Below are 17,169 nucleotides of genomic sequence, written 5' to 3' on the forward strand. Positions count from 1 at the left end.
GAAACATGATGCAAAAGAGTGGTAAGGTCAAACTCCCCCCAGGCAAACGAGTGGCTGTGAATATCGGTTGTGACTTTGATGCTCAATCCATTTGGATTGGTTCTTTTAATCTGACGTCTCCCGCTTATATGTCTCGAGGAGAATTTGGTGCGGAAGTAGCTGCTCCACGCCTTTTAAAACTGTTTGAAAAGTATAATATCAAAACAACATGGTGCATTCCTGGCCATACCGTTGACACCTTTACGGACATTTGCAAAGAAGTAGTGGCACAAGGTCACGAGGTTGCCCATCATGGTTACGTGCACGAAAATCCCACGCCTTTGAGTTATGAACAAGAAGAAAAAGTTTTGCTGATGGGATTGGAGTCGTTAGATCGAATCGGGGTAAAACCACGCGGCTATCGATCTCCGTATTGGGATTTCAGTCCGAATACATTGAGCCTGTTGGAGAAATATGGATTCCAATACGACAGTAGCCTGATGGGGAACGATCTACACCCGTATCGCCCACGTCCGGTTGAGGTCCACGCTGATAAAGCGAATGTCTTCGGTCCTGCGTACAATATTGTGGAAATCCCCGTATCCTGGTACCTGGACGATTTTCCTCAAATGGAATATCTGACCGGGGGACAGGAAGGCATGCGTCCAACCCGTGACATTTTCGATCGCTGGGCTTCTATATTTGACTATGCCTGCGATCAACTGGATGGCGCTTGCTATGTGCTTACGACCCACCCGCAAACGATTGGACGAGCCCATACCATTCAAATGCTGGAGAAACTGATTCAGTACATGGAATCAAGGGGCGCATGGTTTGCGACGTTAGGTGAAATCTACGACAACTACTATGAAGAATAATGGTGTTTGTCTTCCGACATCATGACCTTTCAACCACTTCAAAATGAAAAAAGGAGGAAACCACATGAGAAACGTAAAAATCTCTGCGTGTCAGTTCGAAGTGGAACCAACCGAAGATTTCCGCGATTTCAGCAAGCAAGTCTACGAACTGATGGATCAAGTTCCTCATGACTCCGATTACGTTGTGTTTCCTGAGTTGTTCACGGTAGGCTTGTTAACCGCTCTCGGTGACAGAGAGAAGCTGACAGCAGCCGACTTGTACCGCATAGATACGTTTTCCGATCAGTATAAAGAACTATTCGCGAGTTTGGCCCGGGATCGAAAACAAGTCATCATAGCCGGTTCCCATCTGGAGCTAAGGGGAGAGAAGTATTACAACATCTGCTATATTTTCAAGGATGACGGCACGTATGTCGAGCATAAAAAAACACACATCTTTCCTGCGGAAGCAAATTGGCAGACTTCAGAGGGGGATGATTTAGCTGTGTATGACATTGGGCCGGCGAAAATCGGGCTGGCTGTTTGTTACGAGTCGGAAATACCGGAAATTTCACGTGTACTGAGTTATAACGGCGCAGAGATAATCTTTTGCCCATCCTATACATTCACCGAATACGGCTTTTGGAGGGTGAGGCACTGTGCGCAAGCGCGCAGTATTGAAAATCAGGTGTATTTTGTCCATTGTCCCACAATCGGTCAACCTGGTGCCCCCCTTCCAAATGGATATGGGCGCGCTTCCATCCTCAGTCCGTGTGATACCGCTTGGAATCCAAACGGAGTCGTAGCTGAAGCGGAAACCAATAAGCGTATGGTGATTACCGGAACAGTTAATATAGACGAGTTGTATGAAAACAGAAGGACAGGTGCGGCCACGACATTTGTGGATCGGACGAGAAGGCAGGATATATACACCAAGTATGAGCCGTACAAATCTTTTCCTCAAAGCAAATAAGGAAGCGTCAGAATTCCAACTGTACGAACGAAGACAGGGGAGCCCGCAGGTGGCTCCCTACTTTCTTGTCAGTAGACACGCAAAAGGAAGATCGATAAAATTAAAAAAATGAATATACGAGCATTTTGCAGAAATCTAAGCCCTTGATCCACAAGGTTTTGCAAGCAGAAAAAAGGGAGTTCATTTCTTCATGTTGGACGCAGGGTATGACCAGTGAAGAATTAGGAAGCTGCCAGGAATGTGAATGCTCAAGCGATTATTCCCATGAATCTTCGCAATGAGAAGGAACCGCCTGCCGGCATGACGCCAAATGGAACGCATGCTGAGAATCGTTTCCTAATAAATCCTGTATTGGAACGGGGGCTCATCGTGTTTTTACGTATAAAATACAAGTACATCATTTTCTATTCGATCATGACTATTTTGCCGATCATCATGATTGATCTTCTTGTTTATCAGATCCTGCATACCAAAATGTACCGCAACTACGTGGATATTCAAATGCAATTTGCCATTCAAGTAAGCGATACGTTGGATATGATTGAACGAGATGTCCACTCAGCAACAGACGAGGCTGCAGAGCCTAAAAGAAGACAAATGATCGACTCCCTGCTTCGCAACGCAAGTTTAAGCATGGCCAGCAAGCTCTTTGTCATTGACTCAGCAGAAAATGTACGGTATCAGACAGATTTGGACGTGATGACTCCCGAGCTACAGAAACGCATTTACTCCGAGATCATAGCCAAAAGCGGAAGTTTCCTTATAAAGAACCAGGAACAAGACACACTCGTTACCTACTATTTGCAACCCGGCACCAATTGGTATTTGGTCGCACTCACGCCGACAAAAGTCATCTATGAAAAATATGACTTTTTTAAGGAATTGATTGTATGGCTCATTGCAGTAAGTGTGGCTTTGAGTCTGTTTTCCATCAGCTTGATTTCTTCGCACGTAACGGCCCCAATCGGCAGGTTTCGCAAGGAAATGGAGAAGCTGAAGCAAGGTGATCTTAACACGCTTTACGAATACGACATGGTGGTGAAAGACGAAATCTGGGACATCAGTCTCAGTTTTAATGAAATTGTCTCCAAGTTACGAGAGCGTATGAAACTGGAGTACCAGCTAAAGGTTAGTTCGGATGAGGCTAAATTATTGGCTCTGCAATCCCAAATCAATCCACATTTTCTATACAATACACTGGAGACGATAAACTCTATTGCGATTATCGAGAATGTCCCCCTCATTGCCCAGTTATCTCGCTCGCTATCAAAAATGTTCCGTTACAATAGCCTGCAAGAAAGAGAGAACGTGTTGATCAAAGATGAATTGGAACATATCGAACATTATTTGCATGTGCAAATGATCCGCTTCGACGGATTGATTGAAAAGGAAATGGAGATTGATCCACAGATCCTGGAATGCAAAACAATCAAGTTCATTTTACAGCCAATCGTAGAGAATTGCTTCGTACATGCATTCAATGACAGCTCCGATGGCGGGAAAATCTGGATCATCGGCCGTAGAGAAGGCGATAGGGTCGTGATTCAGGTCATTGATAATGGTCAAAGCATGGCGGAACAAAAAGTTAACATGTTAAATGCGGCCATGGCCAGCACGTGTCCTACGGAAGGACAGGGAGAACCGAATAAGCGTGTTGGAATTGGCATCTATAACGTAAATCAGCGAATCAAAATTGCCTTTGGTGAAGAGTACGGGCTTCATTTTAGAAGCAACCGGCCACACGGTTTGATTGTTGAAGTGACGCTTCCCTATCATAAGGAAAGGAGTGATTGGCATGTACAAAATGATGATCGTCGAAGATGAACCGTGGATTAGAAGGGGATTAGAGAAAGCAATCCCGTGGGAGGAGCTCTGTATCCAATACGTGGGTCATGCAAGAAACGGGGTTGAGGCTCTCCAAGTATTTGAGACATATAAGCCCGACTTGGTTTTGACTGACATCAAGATGCCCAAAATGGACGGATTGGCGATGATCGAAAAAATCATCGAGCTTTCAGATCATACTCCCAAGTTTATCATCATCTCCGGTTACAATGATTTTGAGTATGCAAAAAGAGCGATCAAGTATGGTGTCGTTGATTATATTTTGAAACCGATTGATCCAAATGAACTCAAAGCGTCAATTATTCACATTATATCCAAAATTCGGGACGAAAAGCGAGAAAAGCGCAAGCATACTGCTTTGAAACTCAGGAGTTACATCTTCGAGCAAATTACCCATGGCGAACATGAAACAGAAGAGGAATTCATATTTCCGTTTGACTATTTTGGTATGCTGTTTTCTTTTTATCCGCTGCCGGACGATATTGTAAGGGAAGAAGAGCATATCTATCTGGTGCAGCTTGATGCTCAATACCTTTATATGATCGGCGGTGAGTCTTTAGAGCATGTGCAGGGAATTCTGGAAAGCTGCCAAGAATCGTTGCCAGCCGAGCATCAAGGCATCAGTCAAGTCTGTCATCGAAATTCGCGTTCCGTTTATGAAGCATTCAGGGAAGCTATCTTATCCTATCAACAGAGCAGTCATCGCGAGAGTACGGGGATTGCCAAAACATCAATATCTGTGAAGGAGGAGGCCGAGTTCATCCACATGATTCAAACTGGCGATCAGCAAATGGTCGTACATTACATGAACCAGTTGCTGATTCCGTACAGTACTTTTCAACAGCAGTGGTCTTTCTATTTTCAACTCATCATTCTGATCGGCAAATATTTTCACATACCCTCAAGCTTGCTTAAAAGTGACAGTTGGTTTTCGGATTTTAAAGCTTTACGAAGCCTGGACGAACTGATCTTGTGGAAGAACCAGGTGTTCCTCCCGATCCTGAATTACATTGTGATGCAATTTCACACGACAAAGCTGGATTATAGCCAGCTCGCCAAAGCGTTTCTTGAAGAACATTATCGGGACTCTTCGCTTTCCCTTGATCAGGTGGCAGACCATTTGGGTATTTCACCTGCTTATTTAAGTTTATCCTTTAAAAAATCGGTTGGCATTAACTTCACAAACTACGTCACAAAAATACGGATTGAAGCAGCCAAGCAAATGCTCTTGCAAACACAGAGCAATTTGCAAGAGATCAGCAGGGAAGTGGGATTTAATGACGTAAAATATTTTATGAAGGTCTTTAAAAAGGAAACCTTGCTCACTCCAAATCGTTTCCGAGAGCTTGGGCGAATGAATGTGTAATACGGGCGACGCAGCATGTCATCAGGGGAGGGGTTATCATGGTTCAAAAAAATGGCTTAAACAGATACCATTTTTTTTTGACAGCGATTGCATTTTTGGGATGGACCATATCAGCTGTGGATGCCTCCTTGTTTTTTTTCGTTGCCCCGCACTTAATGGAAGAATTCAATTTTTCCCTTGAGGAGTTTGGTATTATTGTTGCCTTTGGCTTCTTAATTTCGATTGTATTCAACCTGTTTGTTGGTCCGCTGATGGACTATTTCGGCAGAAAACTGATCTTTCAGTGGATTCTTTTTGTTATGACAATCGGTACGTTTTTGAGCGGTTTAGCCTGGAATTTTTCTTCACTGGTTATTTTTCGATTGCTGGCCACGGGCAGTGCTTTTGCCGAGTATGCGGTAGGTGCCACCATCCTCATCGAATCCGTACCGCCCAAACATCGCGGGTGGATCGTTGGCATTATGGCAGCAGGCTGGCCTGCAGGAACGGCGATTTCTACGCTGATTTCCCTGTATGTTATACCGGCCTGGGGATGGAGGAGTGCTTTTTTGATCGCAGCCATTCCAGCGTTTATTATCATTTTGATTCGGCTGTATGTGAAAGAACCTGTCAGGTACCAGGATTTATACAAATTTCGAAACGAAATGAAACATCGCATTGCGCAGGGTTATCGAACGGCCTCCGAGGTTTCTACCAAATTCAAGATGAATAAGGAAGAAGCTGTAAAATTTACCTACTTACAAGTAACAAGGGGAGAAATATTGAAAAATATTGTTTTTATCTCGATCTATATCAGTTTAGTTGTCGTCTCTTATGGACTGCTAAACTGGTTTGCCCCCTATTGGATGAATCATGCTTTTCAGCTTGACCTCGTTGAAGCTACGAGAACGGTTGGTTACGGCAGTCTGGTAGGCATTTTTGGCTTCATCACATGCGGTTGGTTAAGTGGCAAAATTGGCATACGCGGTGCAAACACTGTCTTTATCTGCATTGGCTTGCTGATCATGTTGTGGATGACCCGCTTTGCTGATACGTACGCCAGTTTTTTACCTGCCTACATGCTCTGGAATTATTTCGGAGCAGGCATCTGGGGAACCATGCCGCGGATGTTTACAGAAGCGTTCCCCACAAGGGCGCGCGGAACCGCATCCTCCATCAGTTCTGCTGCGTGCTGGTTTAGCTGGGCTGTGATCAGTTATTTATCGCCGTATATCAGCAGTGTAAACGGGTATCAAACGGCTATATTTATGGCTGGAGCTGTGTTGTTTCCGCTGGCACTCCTGCCATTATGGATCATGCGGAGGATTCCGACCGCCAATGAATTGGAAGACTATATCTCCTAGTGAGATCCCTTTTGGACTCCGGGTATCGTGAGAATCGTTCAACCCTTTTTACCCGCCAGACGCCGAGAACGTTTGGGCCAAATCAAAACGCCGCAAGTGACGGGAAGTTCCCGCTGCACTTGCGGCCTTCTTTTATCGTTCTTTACCCATGGTATCCCAGCTCGTAAGACATGGAGCGGACCGTCGCGAGCAAGCTTTCCAAAATGCTTGCCTGCTGCGGCAGCATACGGTCAGACGGGCCAATGACGCTGATCGAAGCAATGGCTTGCTGGGAGTCAAAGATCGGGGCCGCTATGCCGGTCACCCCTGTGTTGCGGCGGTTGGAGCTGATTTCATAGCCGCGTTTCCTGATCTCCTGCAGGTTGGCCTTGATTTCTTCCACAGATGTAAATGAGTAGGCCGTGTACGACTTTATCTCGTCTGACAGCACCTTTTCCTGGTATTCCTGTGGTTGAAAAGCCAGCAAAGCGCGGGATGCGGTGGTGGAGTAGGGAGGAAACCGGCGGTGCATATCTACGTTAAAGCGGATCGGGTGCGGCGAATCGACCCGGGAAACGTAGATGGCATCCGTCTTGTCCAGGACGCACAACACAGCCAGCTCCTTGGTTTGGGCGGCCAGCGCCTTCAGGTAAGGAGTGGAAAACTCGACGATGTCGTGATTTTTCAACACTTTATTGCCCAGCTCCAACAGCGTATAACCCAGCGTGTACTGCCTCGTTGAGTCGTTTTGGCGGATAAATCCCTCAGATTCCAGCGTCGCCAGCATCTTGTGCACCGCTCCCTTCGATAGCTCGAGCCGTTTGCTCAGTTCGGTCACACCCAATTCCTTTGGCGAATCGAGAAAGACTTTTAACAGTTTGCAGGCGTTGCGTACGGATGATAAAGCGTTGCTCATATATTGAAAACCCCTTTGTAAAGTACTGAAAGGACGGTGTGGAGTAACCTCACTCATATGGAAGCAAATATTAGGGTGAAATGCAAACAATTCCACTTCTCCCTCTTGGTTGAATTGTCTGTACAGTTATGCTAGTATATCATTATCGTTTTCGAATAGCAAACATTGTTCTCTATTCGTGAACAAAAGCCAATCATGAACGGGGGAGAAATTTAGATGAAACGAAAGGCATTATCCATTTTCTCAGTGATGGCATTAGCTGGTTCGCTGCTGGCAGGTTGCGGATCGAACGCGGCAGCACCCGCACCGTCTGCACCGAGCAATCAAGAGGCGAATTCTGCAGGGGGGAACGCTCAACTGGAAGATCAGTTGGTGATTGCCGGAAACGGGGCAACGGTTGAGCAGTTGATGAAGGATGAAATCTTCAAGAAATTTAATGAAAAATACCCCAATGTCAAATTGACTTACGTATCCGGGGTCTCCACTGAAATCGTTGCCAAAGTAAAGGCGCAAAAAAATGCTCCGCAGATCGACCTGACCGTCATTGAAGGCGGCGAGCAGGACAAAGGCCGCGAGGAAGGGCTGTGGGAGGCCATTACGGACAAGGAAGTGCCTAATCTTGCCAAAGTTCCCGAGGACCTGAAAGTGCGTGACAACAGCGGTGTGGTTGTAAACTTTACGCCAATGGGAATCTCCTACAACTCCGAATTGGTAAAAGAGAAAAACCTTCCGGTGCCGACTTCCTGGAATGACCTTGCCCGTCCAGAGGTGAAAGGGAACATCACCATGACCGACATCGCCAGCAACTTCGGCCGCTCTGCAACCATTATGCTGGCCTATGCCAACGGCGGTTCGGAAAAAGACATGGAGCCAGGTTTTGAGAAGTTGAAAACGATAGCAGGCTACATGCCGACATTTGCCAAGAGCGCGGCACAGCTGCAGCAAAACCTGCAAAACAAGAGTGCAGCCTATACCACCTGGACCATGGCCCGCAGCTTGACGCAAAAAGATGCAGGCCTGCCGATTGAATTCGTCTTCCCGCAAGAGGGCGGCAATATCGTGCCAAACGTCGCTACCCTGGTCAAAGGCGCGAAGCACCCGGAAGCAGCCAAAGCTTTCATCGATTTTCTGCTGACGGATGAAGTGCAAACGATGTACGCCACCAAGCTCTACTACAATCCTGCTGTTCCCGTGAAATTGCCGGATGATGTAGCCAAGCAGCTTGAATTTGACAGAAGCAAGGTCGTCAACTTTGACTACGAAGTAATCGGCCGCAATATGTCCCAGTGGCTTGACCGCTTTAACAAAGAGATCGCACCAAATGCAGGAAAGTAGGTGTCACCTTGGCAGCCAAGATCGATGTTGAACTCCGTAACATCAAGAAGGTTTTTCAAAACAATGTGGTAGTTCAAAATTTCAACTTGCAAGTCGAGCAAGGAGAGTTTATCTCCTTTCTCGGCCCTTCCGGTTGTGGAAAGACGACGACGCTCAATATGATCGCCGGTTTTCTCGAACCGGATGAGGGAGATCTGTTCATCAAAGGCCAGCGGATGAACGGCGTGCCGCCCCATAAGCGGGAGCTGGGCATGGTGTTTCAGACCTACTCGCTGTTTCCGCACATGACGGTAGCCGAAAATGTGGCCTATGGATTAAAACTTCGCAAGGTAAGTAAAACGGAGATGCAGGAGCGGTCAAAACGGGTGCTGGAATTGGTCAAACTCCCCCATGTGGCAGACCGCTACCCGAAACAGCTTTCCGGCGGACAGCGGCAGCGGATTGCCATCGCCCGGGCCCTCGTCATCGAGCCGTCCCTGCTGCTGCTGGACGAGCCGCTCAGCAACCTGGACGCCAAATTGCGGGAAGAGCTGCGCGATGAACTGAAGCGGCTGCATCAGGAAATCGGCGTCACCACGATATTCGTAACGCATGACCAGGAAGAGGCATTGTCGCTCTCCGACCGGATTGTCGTGCTAAACCACGGCCACGTCGAACAGATTGGCACGCCGGCGGACATCTACCATCGTCCTGCCTCCGAGTTCGTCCATACCTTCATCGGCAAGACGAACAAGCTGGAGGGACGGGTCGTCGCGAGGCAGGATCGCCTGCTCACCGTTGAGACCCAATCCGGTTTGCGCCTGAAAGCAGTCCATCCGGAGAGGGCTGTCGCAGAGGGGGACGCTGTAACTGTGTTTATCCGCCCGGAAAAAATCCGCCTGACCGCGGCAGATGCTCCCGCGGACGCCAATCGGGCTAAGGGGAAAGTAGAGCTGACGTCGTTTTTAGGCGCATTCACCGAGTGCGATGTCCGCATCGGCACAGAGGTGTTGTCGGTAAAAGTACAGATGCTTGACCCAGGCCTGTCGCTCTCCATTGGAAGTGATATTTGCTGCCAGTGGAGCCCGGAAGACGTCCTGATCATGCCAGGGGAGAGAGGATGAGCCATGGGTAGACGACTAGCCGTTCCTCTGCTGCTTGCCCCGTCCCTGATCATCCTGCTCGGTGTTTTCCTGCTGCCGATGCTGTTGATGCTGGTGCTCAGCCTGCAAAACGATCAACAGCAGTTCAGCTTTGAGAACTACCTGTTGTTTATCCAAGATCCCTTTTACACCGGCATCCTCTGGAGGACGATACGTGTCAGCCTCTGGACGGTCTTATTCTCGCTTTTGCTCGGATTTCCCGTCGCCATCTACATGGCGAACGCTTCGGGAAAGGTTCGCGGCATTGTCACCATGCTGATTTTGGCTCCGCACCTCATCAGCGTGGTGATTCGCAACTTCGGTTGGGTCGTCGTGCTGGGTGAAAAAGGCTGGATCAACGAGCTGCTGCTGTCGATCGGGTTCATCCATGAGCCGCTGCGCCTTTTGTACAACGAGTTGGGTGTCGTTATCGGTTTGACGGATTCGTTCATCGCCTACATGGTTTTGGCGATCGCCACCAGCCTGTACTCGGTGGATCAGTCGCTTTCCAAAGCCGCTGCCATTCTGGGAGCGTCCCGCATCCGCAGTTTCTTCGATGTGACGCTGCCGCTCAGCTTGCCGGGAATTTACGCCGGGGTGACGCTGGTGTTCAGTCTGTCGATGAGTGCGTTCGTCACGCCGTCGCTGATGGGCGGGACTTCTGTCAAGGTACTGCCGGTGATCGCCTATGAACAGGTCATGTCGACGTTAAATTGGCCGCTCGGAGCAGCATTGTCCTTCCTGCTGCTCGGCAGCACGATCCTGCTGGTTGCGCTGTTCACGCGCTTGGCGGAAACCAAGAGGTACAAAGAGGTGTTTGCGTCATGAAAAAGCCGAGTTTAGCCGGGATCATCACCGTCATTGTCCTGCTGCTGGTCAATTTGCCGATTCTCGTGATCATTCCCAGTTCGTTCACGGCGGCAGGGTATCTGTCGTTCCCGCCGGAGGGCTTTTCCTTTCGCTGGTACGCCAAAATCTTCGAACGTCCGGAATTTATCGATTCGTTTTGGGTCAGTTTGCAGTTGGCAGTGATTACGGCCGTTCTCGCGGCCCTGATCGGCACACTGGCGGCTTTTGCCCTGGCAAAATACAAGTTTCGGGGAAGCCAGGTCATCAACAGTTTGCTGCTGTCACCGCTTACGGTTCCTTCCTTGATCATCGGGATCGCCGCCCTGCTGTTCTTTACACGCATCGGGCTTGCCGGAACATTTGCCGGGCTGCTGCTGGCCCATGTCCTGATCTCGGTGCCGTACGTGGTCAGGCTGGTGCTGACGGGATTGAGCTCGTTCGATTTTACCTTGGAAAAGGCGGGTTACATGCTGGGTGCGAGCCCTGCCAGAGTCTTCTGGGATATTACCCTGCCGCTCTTGCGGCCGGCGATCGTGTCGGGAATGATTTTCTCTTTCCTGACTTCCTTTGACAATGTGACGGTCTCATTGTTCCTGGTCGCACCAGACACGACAACGCTGCCGCTGGCCATTTTCAGTTATATGCAGGAGACGCTTGATCCCTTGGTCGCGTCCATCTCATCCGTTGTTATCCTGCTTAGCTTGGTGTTTATTGTCATTCTGGAAAAGGTTTACGGGTTGGACCGTCTATTCGGATTACAATCGCAATCACATTAATGGAGAAGGAAAACAACATCATGCCGATTTACTCGTATTTGCAGCAAAAAACGCCGGAATTGCTCCAACTGCTCCAGGAAAGCGTCAACCACGATTCTCCGTCGCGCGACAAGGCGCACGGGGATCGGATGGCTGACTGGTTTGCCCGTCAGTTCGTGAGGCTGACAGGGGGAAAGGTGGAGCGAGTCAAAAATCCAACATACGGCGACCAACTGCGCTGTGCAGTCGGGAATGGAGATAAACAGATACTGATACTTGGTCATTACGATACGGTTTGGCCGTTAGGCGAGGTGTCCCGGCGGCCTTTTTCCGTCAAGGACAGGAAGGCCTATGGCCCCGGTGTATACGATATGAAAGCCGGCGTCTTGCAGGCGATCTTCGCTCTCCACGCACTGCAGCAGCTGGACAGGCTGCCGGCCGACAAACGGATCGTTCTGCTGCTCAACAGCGACGAAGAGATCGGCAGCCCGACATCGCGCCAGCTGATCGAGGAGGAGGCGATGCGCTCTGCTGCGGCGTTCGTCCTGGAACCGCCGGCGGAACCGGGCGGCGCCCTGAAGACATGGCGGAAGGGGAGCGCCCGGTATACCTTGACAGTGAAAGGTGTTTCCGCTCATTCCGGCGTTGACCATCAGAAAGGGATATCGGCAATAGAGGAGTTGGCTTACCAGATTGCCGCCCTGCAAGCGTTGACCGATTACAGCCGGGGAACGACGGTCAATGTAGGAGTGATCAAGGGGGGGATTGGCGCAAACGTGATCGCCGATCATGCGGAAGCCGAGATCGATGTCCGGTTCATGAGCATGGCGGAGGCCAAACGAATAGAAGAGCATATTGTTCATCTCTCCCCCGTGCTCAAGGGAACCCGGTTGGATGTGCAGGGCGGCATTCGCCGTCCGCCGATGGAGAAGACCGAGCAAACCTCGGCTCTCTTCGCTTTGGCCCACGCGATCATGCGCGAGGAGTGGGGGGAATCCCTGGACGAAGCGGGAACCGGCGGGGTAAGTGACGGGAATTTTGCTGCCGCGTGCGGAGTTCCCACGTTGGACGGATTGGGTGCCAGAGGAGGGTATGCCCATTCTCCCAACGAGTTTGTCTATCTGGATGACATCCCCAAACGGGCAGCGCTGTTAGCCTGCTTGCTGGAGAGGTGCTGACTGAAGGGCTTTCTCGCAAAAAATCCCCTCAGGCGGACTGTCTTGGCTGCAGTCGGGCATGAGGGGATTATGATACCGCAACAGATTACGCCAAACCCTGGCGTTGTTTTAACAGGTCCCGGATCTCTGCAAGGAGTTCCTCTTCTTTGGAAGGCGCTGGCGGTTCTGCCGGTTTTTCCCCTGCTTTTCGTTTGAATTTGTTAAGCGCCTTTACGAACAGGAAGATCGAGAAAGAGATGATGAAGAAATCGACTACGGTTTGCAGAAATGCCCCGTACTTGACAGTGGCATTTTCATAGGTAAATACAAGTTTTGTAAAGTCCAAGCCGCCCAAGAGCAGGCCGATAACCGGCATGAGCATATCCTCCACCAAGGAGGTGACGATTTTGCCGAATGCCGCTCCGATGATGACCCCGATCGCCAGGTCCAATACATTTCCTTTTAACGCAAAAGCCTTAAATTCTTTCCACACGGATTCCTTCCCCTTTTTTTCGATTGTTCGGTCAGCTATTATACCGTAATTCGTGCGGAAAAAACAGGTTCTACGTTACTGATATACTCGTACCACCCGGTTTCCGATCCGGCTCAGGATTTCATTCGCAATGGTGCCGTTTTGCCCTGCAATCTGCGCTGCCGTAATCGTCTCCTCTCCGTCTTGTCCGATCAGTGTCACCGTATCGCCCGCCCGGACTCCCTCGATATGCGTCACATCCACCATCAATTGATCCATGCAGATATTGCCGGCGATTGGCGCCCTTTGGCCACGGATCAGCACATATCCGCCTGTTTCCGATAAATCTCTGGGGATGCCGTCAGCATATCCAATAGAAACCGTTGCGATCCTGCTGTCCGCCTTTGCGAGAAAACGGCGCGAATAGCCAACAGGGTCTTTGGCCTTGATGTCCCTGACGTGCGCCACCCTCGCTTTGAGGGAGAGGACCGGACGCAAGTCAACCTGCCTCTTCACGCGATCCGTATCGGCTTCATTGCCAAGCAGTCCGTACAGCGCAATTCCCGGACGCGCCAGTTCGTACTCCATATCGGGATAATGCAAAATCCCATAGCTGCTTTGGACATGCAGCACACCGGGGTGAATTCCTTCGACCCTCAGGCGATCGATCACCTCGTTGAAGCGTTCGATTTGCCGGTGCGTATATGCGACATCCGCCAATTCCAGGCTGTCTGATGCAGACAGATGGGTAAAGGTACCCGTCACCTGTACATTTTTGTGGCGGTACATCGAGCAGATGCGCGCGAAGTTCTCGTGATTTTCCCCGAGTCTGCCCATTCCGGTGTCTATTTTCACGTGGGCTTTTATTTGTTTGCCGTACTTTTGCAAGGCCTCTGCATAATCGGCGCAAATCACCGTTTGCGTAAGCTTATAGCGTGTCAGGTCGCCAAACCGGCTCTCTGCTGTATACCCCAGGACCAGGATTTCCCCTTTTATCCCGTGCTTGCGCAGGGCAATCCCTTCAGCGACCTCTGCCACGGCAAAGTGCCTTACACCGGCTTTGTTGAGGCGTCTGGCCACTTGGACGCTTCCGTGCCCGTATGCATCGGCCTTGAGGACCGCCATGATCCCGCAGCCTGGACGTAGAACGCCTTGCAGCTGGGCTAGATTGTGTTCCAGATTGCTCAGATTCACCTCGGCCCAAGCCCTGTACTTGCCATCTTTTTTTTTACGAAAACGGGTCAAGCGAACAACAGCGACAGACAGCACGATCGACAAGACAGTCACGGCGACATAATGAATCAGACTGTCCGCCACCAGGACATCTGTCAGACCGGTCGCCCTGCCCGCTGCCCGCACGAGCACGATCGACCAGGGATGCAAGAGGTAGATCCAGGTGCTTACCTGTCTGAGGTATCGGCCGCGGCTTCCCTCTCCCTGCGGCAAGAGCAGCAGTTGGCAGAGAAAGTAGACGGCGGGAATGAGAAAAACGTACATGCTGTCGTGCCGCGGGAGGTGAAGCGCGTGCAGCATCATCCCTTCGATGAACATCATGCCCAGTGACAGCGCAAAGCAGATGGCGCTGACGCCTGCGGGTATTTTTTGCTCAGACGCTCTTGCCGTCCACGCACCCAATGCAAGAAAGACGGGAGCGAAAAACAGTCCGTTTCTCGTGTAATCAAACAGAGTAAACATACTGGTATAGACGGAATGCAGGAGCGCGTTTTGTTCCGCTAGGCCAAAGTAACTGTCGCCTAATAGACCGATGAGATACAAGAACCCGGTCACGGCAAGCAGGAGCGCCGATGGCATCCTTCCATAGAGGAAATAGGTGATGTACATTCCCAGAATCAACGCCGGGAGATACCAAAGATGATAGAAAGTGCCGTTAAAGACAAGATCTTTGAACAGGGAGGACAGGCTTGCATCTGCGAAATGCCCGGCATACCAATTCAACGGAAGGTATAGCGCGATGGAAAACAGGTAGAGCCACCCTATCCTGGAGGCAAAGCGGCGCAGCGCCTTCCTGTCCTGCCCGTGCTCTCCCGTCAGCTTTTGAAAGAAGAAAAAGCCGGAAACGAAAAAGAAAAACGGCACGGCCAGGCGCGCCAAAATGCCGGTCAAAAGAAAATCTGCATATTCGCTGTAGGATGTCAAGGGACCCGTATGAACGGCGATGACCAGCAAAGCTGCAATGATTTTAAAGCGGTCCAGTCCGATGTAGTTGTGCTTAGCGGCCACGATCTTCACTGCCTTTTGGGTGGAATGCTGTGACCACGAAGCCGTTCTGGTTGTTTCCGGACAGGTTGTTCCTGGCAGCGGGATTGACCGGGACCGCTGTCGTACCCTGCTCAGCCGGGACGTAGTAGATTTCAATGAGCGAGCGGTCCGTTTCCATAAACAGATGACCGCGATCAAAGGTGTACTGTTTTAAAAATTCGGTGTATTCCTCCAGGGAAAAGCCGCGCTGCTCGATGATGGCCGAGTGCGGATAGCCGACGTAGCGAAAATGCCACGGCTCGCAAGCGATGTGGGTGATGTGCTCCTTGTCTGCCTTATACCGTTGGATAAAGCCGTACTCGGCCGCAAGCTGTTTGAAGGTTTGGCAGACGCCGTAGTCGGGGAACGACGGGCAGATAAAATCCACGTCCCCGGCATTTTCTCCGACGTCAACGGCGAGGCCGGTCTGGTGCTCGCTTTCGCCGGGACGCGCCACATAGCTTGCCGTAAAAACGGCGCCGTTTTCCTGCAAAGAGGTTTCGTAGAGCTCTTCCTGTTCTTTTTTCGAACGATAACCGCTGACGATCACGATGCGGTCCCTGGCACGGCACGCATGCAGCAATGCGCCCAGACGCTCCAGGCATGTCTTCTCGAGGGAGATTTCCGCACCTGGCAGTTGAACAGCTTGCACGGCGCTTACCGGCAGCAGGTTTGGTCCTGTTCCGCTTTGTTTTACGGGATGTTGGCGGTTTACCAAAATCAAATGGCCTTCGTGAATCTTTGTCCGGTCCAGCCTAATCTGATCGTACTTGGCGGCAGGCGGTCTGCGGGGGATAAAGAGGTCTCTTATCTGCCCCATGCGATCTCATCCTCCTCTGCGGCAAGCTGTATCAATCGGTCAAGTATCTCCTGGTAGGAAAGGTTGATCGAACGCAGCATATTCGGGTATCTGCTTTTGGATGTGAAGCCGGGCATCGTGTTTACCTCGTTAAACACAAGCTGTCCATCGCGGGTGAGGAACATGTCTACTCTGGCAAGCCCTTTGCAGCCCAGCGTTTTATAGATGAGCAGCGCCGTTTCCTTTACCTTGGCCGCTGTCACGGCTGCTATTCTGGCGGGCAGATGAATGGCCGCCGTTTCGAGTGAGTATTTTTCTTTGGTGTCAAAAAACTCGCTGGCGATTTCGATTTCATCCACTTCGCCGATGATCGGCTCGGCGTTGCCCAAAATCGCGCATCCTACTTCAAAGCCGTCGATGTTTTGTTCAATGACGACCTTGTGGTCATGCATGCGCGCCAGCTTCACACCGTTGATCAGCTCCTGCTCGTTGTACGCCTTTGTAATCCCGAATGAAGAACCCGACCTGGCAGGTTTGATGTAAAGCGGATATCCGATCCTGCCCGCGGCAGCCACTGCTTTTTCGATTTTTTCGCCATTGGCCAAAGCGAATGATTCGGGTGTTGCAATTCCGGCTGCCCGCACCAGGGTATGGGCAATCTCCTTGTCCATGCAGATCGCAGAGGAGAGCGTGTCACAGCCGACAAACGGAATGCCCGAGAGCTCCAGAAGTCCCTGGATGGTTCCGTCTTCACCGTTCTTGCCGTGCAGGACCGGGAATACCACATCGATTTTTGTCAGGTGAAACTCACTGTCTGCCAATTCGACGAGCCCTCTCATCTCCCGGGATGGCGAGATAAAGGCGGGCGAGCAGCTGGGATGCGCATGCCAGACATCATTTCGTATGTCATCTACGCTGCCGCTGTACCTGAGCCACAGCCCGTCACGGGTAATTCCTACCATAATGATGTTGTACTGATCTCGATCCAGATGATCGAGAACCGCGGCGGCAGAGCTTAATGATATCTCGTATTCGTTGGAACAGCCGCCAAACAATACGGCAATATTTTTCTTGTCCATAAGGTAAGCCTCCTGTATCCATTCCTGCCATCGCAGCTTTGCTCGCGCCCTCGCTTTGCGATGACTCAATCTGTTCCCTACTTTA

Annotated in this window: 15 protein-coding genes; 10 read left to right on the forward strand and 5 right to left on the reverse strand. The window is 50.5% G+C overall.

Going from position 1 to position 17,169, the window contains the following annotated elements; genetic code table 11:
- Positions 1-8 precede the first annotated feature (8 nt).
- The 5 genes from HGBM_RS09775 to HGBM_RS09795 all read left to right on the forward strand — a co-directional run bounded on the left by HGBM_RS09775 (position 9) and on the right by HGBM_RS09795 (position 6,363).
- Positions 9-857 (forward strand): polysaccharide deacetylase family protein, encoded by an 849-nt coding sequence (locus HGBM_RS09775; RefSeq protein ID WP_019120921.1) that lies wholly within the window; start codon positions 9-11, stop codon positions 855-857.
- Between the two features lie 64 nt (positions 858-921).
- Complete coding sequence (locus HGBM_RS09780) at positions 922-1,809, forward strand: nitrilase-related carbon-nitrogen hydrolase (RefSeq protein WP_019120922.1); 888 nt, start codon at positions 922-924, stop codon at positions 1,807-1,809.
- A 240-nt stretch (positions 1,810-2,049) separates the two neighbouring features.
- On the forward strand, positions 2,050-3,633 hold the full coding sequence (locus HGBM_RS09785) for a sensor histidine kinase (RefSeq protein ID WP_019120923.1): 1,584 nt from the start codon (positions 2,050-2,052) through the stop codon (positions 3,631-3,633).
- On the forward strand, positions 3,605-5,020 hold the full coding sequence (locus HGBM_RS09790; RefSeq protein WP_019120924.1) for a response regulator: 1,416 nt from the start codon (positions 3,605-3,607) through the stop codon (positions 5,018-5,020). Before HGBM_RS09785 ends, HGBM_RS09790 begins: the two co-directional genes overlap by 29 nt.
- A 38-nt stretch (positions 5,021-5,058) precedes the next feature.
- On the forward strand, positions 5,059-6,363 hold the full coding sequence (locus HGBM_RS09795) for an MFS transporter (protein WP_019120925.1): 1,305 nt from the start codon (positions 5,059-5,061) through the stop codon (positions 6,361-6,363).
- Between the two features lie 142 nt (positions 6,364-6,505).
- Here the strand turns inward: HGBM_RS09795 and HGBM_RS09800 are convergent, their stop codons facing one another.
- Positions 6,506-7,258, reverse strand: coding sequence for an IclR family transcriptional regulator (locus HGBM_RS09800; RefSeq protein ID WP_019120926.1), 753 nt, complete (start codon positions 7,256-7,258; stop codon positions 6,506-6,508).
- A gap of 216 nt (positions 7,259-7,474) precedes the next feature.
- Between HGBM_RS09800 and HGBM_RS09805 the strand changes: the two genes are divergently transcribed.
- Genes HGBM_RS09805 through HGBM_RS09825 form a run of 5 tightly spaced genes read left to right on the forward strand, consistent with a single transcriptional unit; the run spans position 7,475 to position 12,496 of the window.
- Positions 7,475-8,593 (forward strand): ABC transporter substrate-binding protein, encoded by a 1,119-nt coding sequence (locus HGBM_RS09805; RefSeq protein ID WP_019120927.1) that lies wholly within the window; start codon positions 7,475-7,477, stop codon positions 8,591-8,593.
- Positions 8,594-8,601: 8 nt separating this feature from the next.
- Positions 8,602-9,696 (forward strand): ABC transporter ATP-binding protein, encoded by a 1,095-nt coding sequence (locus tag HGBM_RS09810; RefSeq protein WP_019120928.1) that lies wholly within the window; start codon positions 8,602-8,604, stop codon positions 9,694-9,696.
- Between the two features lie 3 nt (positions 9,697-9,699).
- Complete coding sequence (locus tag HGBM_RS09815; protein ID WP_019120929.1) at positions 9,700-10,542, forward strand: ABC transporter permease; 843 nt, start codon at positions 9,700-9,702, stop codon at positions 10,540-10,542.
- On the forward strand, positions 10,539-11,339 hold the full coding sequence (locus tag HGBM_RS09820) for an ABC transporter permease (RefSeq protein WP_019120930.1): 801 nt from the start codon (positions 10,539-10,541) through the stop codon (positions 11,337-11,339). The genes HGBM_RS09815 and HGBM_RS09820 overlap by 4 nt, the downstream gene beginning before the upstream one ends.
- A gap of 20 nt (positions 11,340-11,359) precedes the next feature.
- Entirely contained in the window at positions 11,360-12,496 is a 1,137-nt protein-coding gene (locus HGBM_RS09825; RefSeq protein WP_019120931.1) for a M20 family metallopeptidase, read from the forward strand.
- An 85-nt stretch (positions 12,497-12,581) separates the two neighbouring features.
- Here the strand turns inward: HGBM_RS09825 and mscL are convergent, their stop codons facing one another.
- The 4 genes from mscL to vanG form a co-directional block, all read right to left on the reverse strand.
- Complete coding sequence (gene mscL, locus HGBM_RS09830; RefSeq protein WP_019120932.1) at positions 12,582-12,968, reverse strand: large conductance mechanosensitive channel protein MscL; 387 nt, start codon at positions 12,966-12,968, stop codon at positions 12,582-12,584.
- A 75-nt stretch (positions 12,969-13,043) separates the two neighbouring features.
- Positions 13,044-15,188, reverse strand: coding sequence for a serine racemase VanT catalytic subunit (gene vanT / locus HGBM_RS09835; protein WP_019120933.1), 2,145 nt, complete (start codon positions 15,186-15,188; stop codon positions 13,044-13,046).
- Entirely contained in the window at positions 15,178-16,026 is an 849-nt protein-coding gene (locus HGBM_RS09840; protein ID WP_019120934.1) for a D-alanyl-D-alanine carboxypeptidase family protein, read from the reverse strand. The genes vanT and HGBM_RS09840 overlap by 11 nt, the downstream gene beginning before the upstream one ends.
- Complete coding sequence (gene vanG, locus HGBM_RS09845; RefSeq protein WP_019120935.1) at positions 16,014-17,084, reverse strand: D-alanine--D-serine ligase VanG; 1,071 nt, start codon at positions 17,082-17,084, stop codon at positions 16,014-16,016. The genes HGBM_RS09840 and vanG overlap by 13 nt, the downstream gene beginning before the upstream one ends.
- Positions 17,085-17,169: the final 85 nt, after the last annotated feature.

The organism is Brevibacillus massiliensis, assembly GCF_000311785.1.
Lineage (GTDB): Bacteria > Bacillota > Bacilli > Brevibacillales > Brevibacillaceae > Brevibacillus_C > Brevibacillus_C massiliensis.

Excerpts from the sequence above, each read along its gene's own strand:
- HGBM_RS09775 (WP_019120921.1), top strand. The coding sequence starts at position 9 with ATGCAAAAGAGTGGTAAGGTCAAACTCCCCCCAGGCAAACGAGTGGCT.
- HGBM_RS09780 (WP_019120922.1), top strand. The coding sequence starts at position 922 with ATGAGAAACGTAAAAATCTCTGCGTGTCAGTTCGAAGTGGAACCAACC.
- HGBM_RS09790 (WP_019120924.1), top strand. The coding sequence starts at position 3,605 with ATGTACAAAATGATGATCGTCGAAGATGAACCGTGGATTAGAAGGGGA.
- HGBM_RS09795 (WP_019120925.1), top strand. The coding sequence starts at position 5,059 with ATGGTTCAAAAAAATGGCTTAAACAGATACCATTTTTTTTTGACAGCG.
- HGBM_RS09800 (WP_019120926.1), bottom strand. The coding sequence starts at position 7,258 with ATGAGCAACGCTTTATCATCCGTACGCAACGCCTGCAAACTGTTAAAA.
- HGBM_RS09805 (WP_019120927.1), top strand. The coding sequence starts at position 7,475 with ATGAAACGAAAGGCATTATCCATTTTCTCAGTGATGGCATTAGCTGGT.
- HGBM_RS09815 (WP_019120929.1), top strand. The coding sequence starts at position 9,700 with ATGGGTAGACGACTAGCCGTTCCTCTGCTGCTTGCCCCGTCCCTGATC.
- HGBM_RS09820 (WP_019120930.1), top strand. The coding sequence starts at position 10,539 with ATGAAAAAGCCGAGTTTAGCCGGGATCATCACCGTCATTGTCCTGCTG.
- HGBM_RS09825 (WP_019120931.1), top strand. The coding sequence starts at position 11,360 with ATGCCGATTTACTCGTATTTGCAGCAAAAAACGCCGGAATTGCTCCAA.
- HGBM_RS09840 (WP_019120934.1), bottom strand. The coding sequence starts at position 16,026 with ATGGGGCAGATAAGAGACCTCTTTATCCCCCGCAGACCGCCTGCCGCC.
- vanG (WP_019120935.1), bottom strand. The coding sequence starts at position 17,084 with ATGGACAAGAAAAATATTGCCGTATTGTTTGGCGGCTGTTCCAACGAA.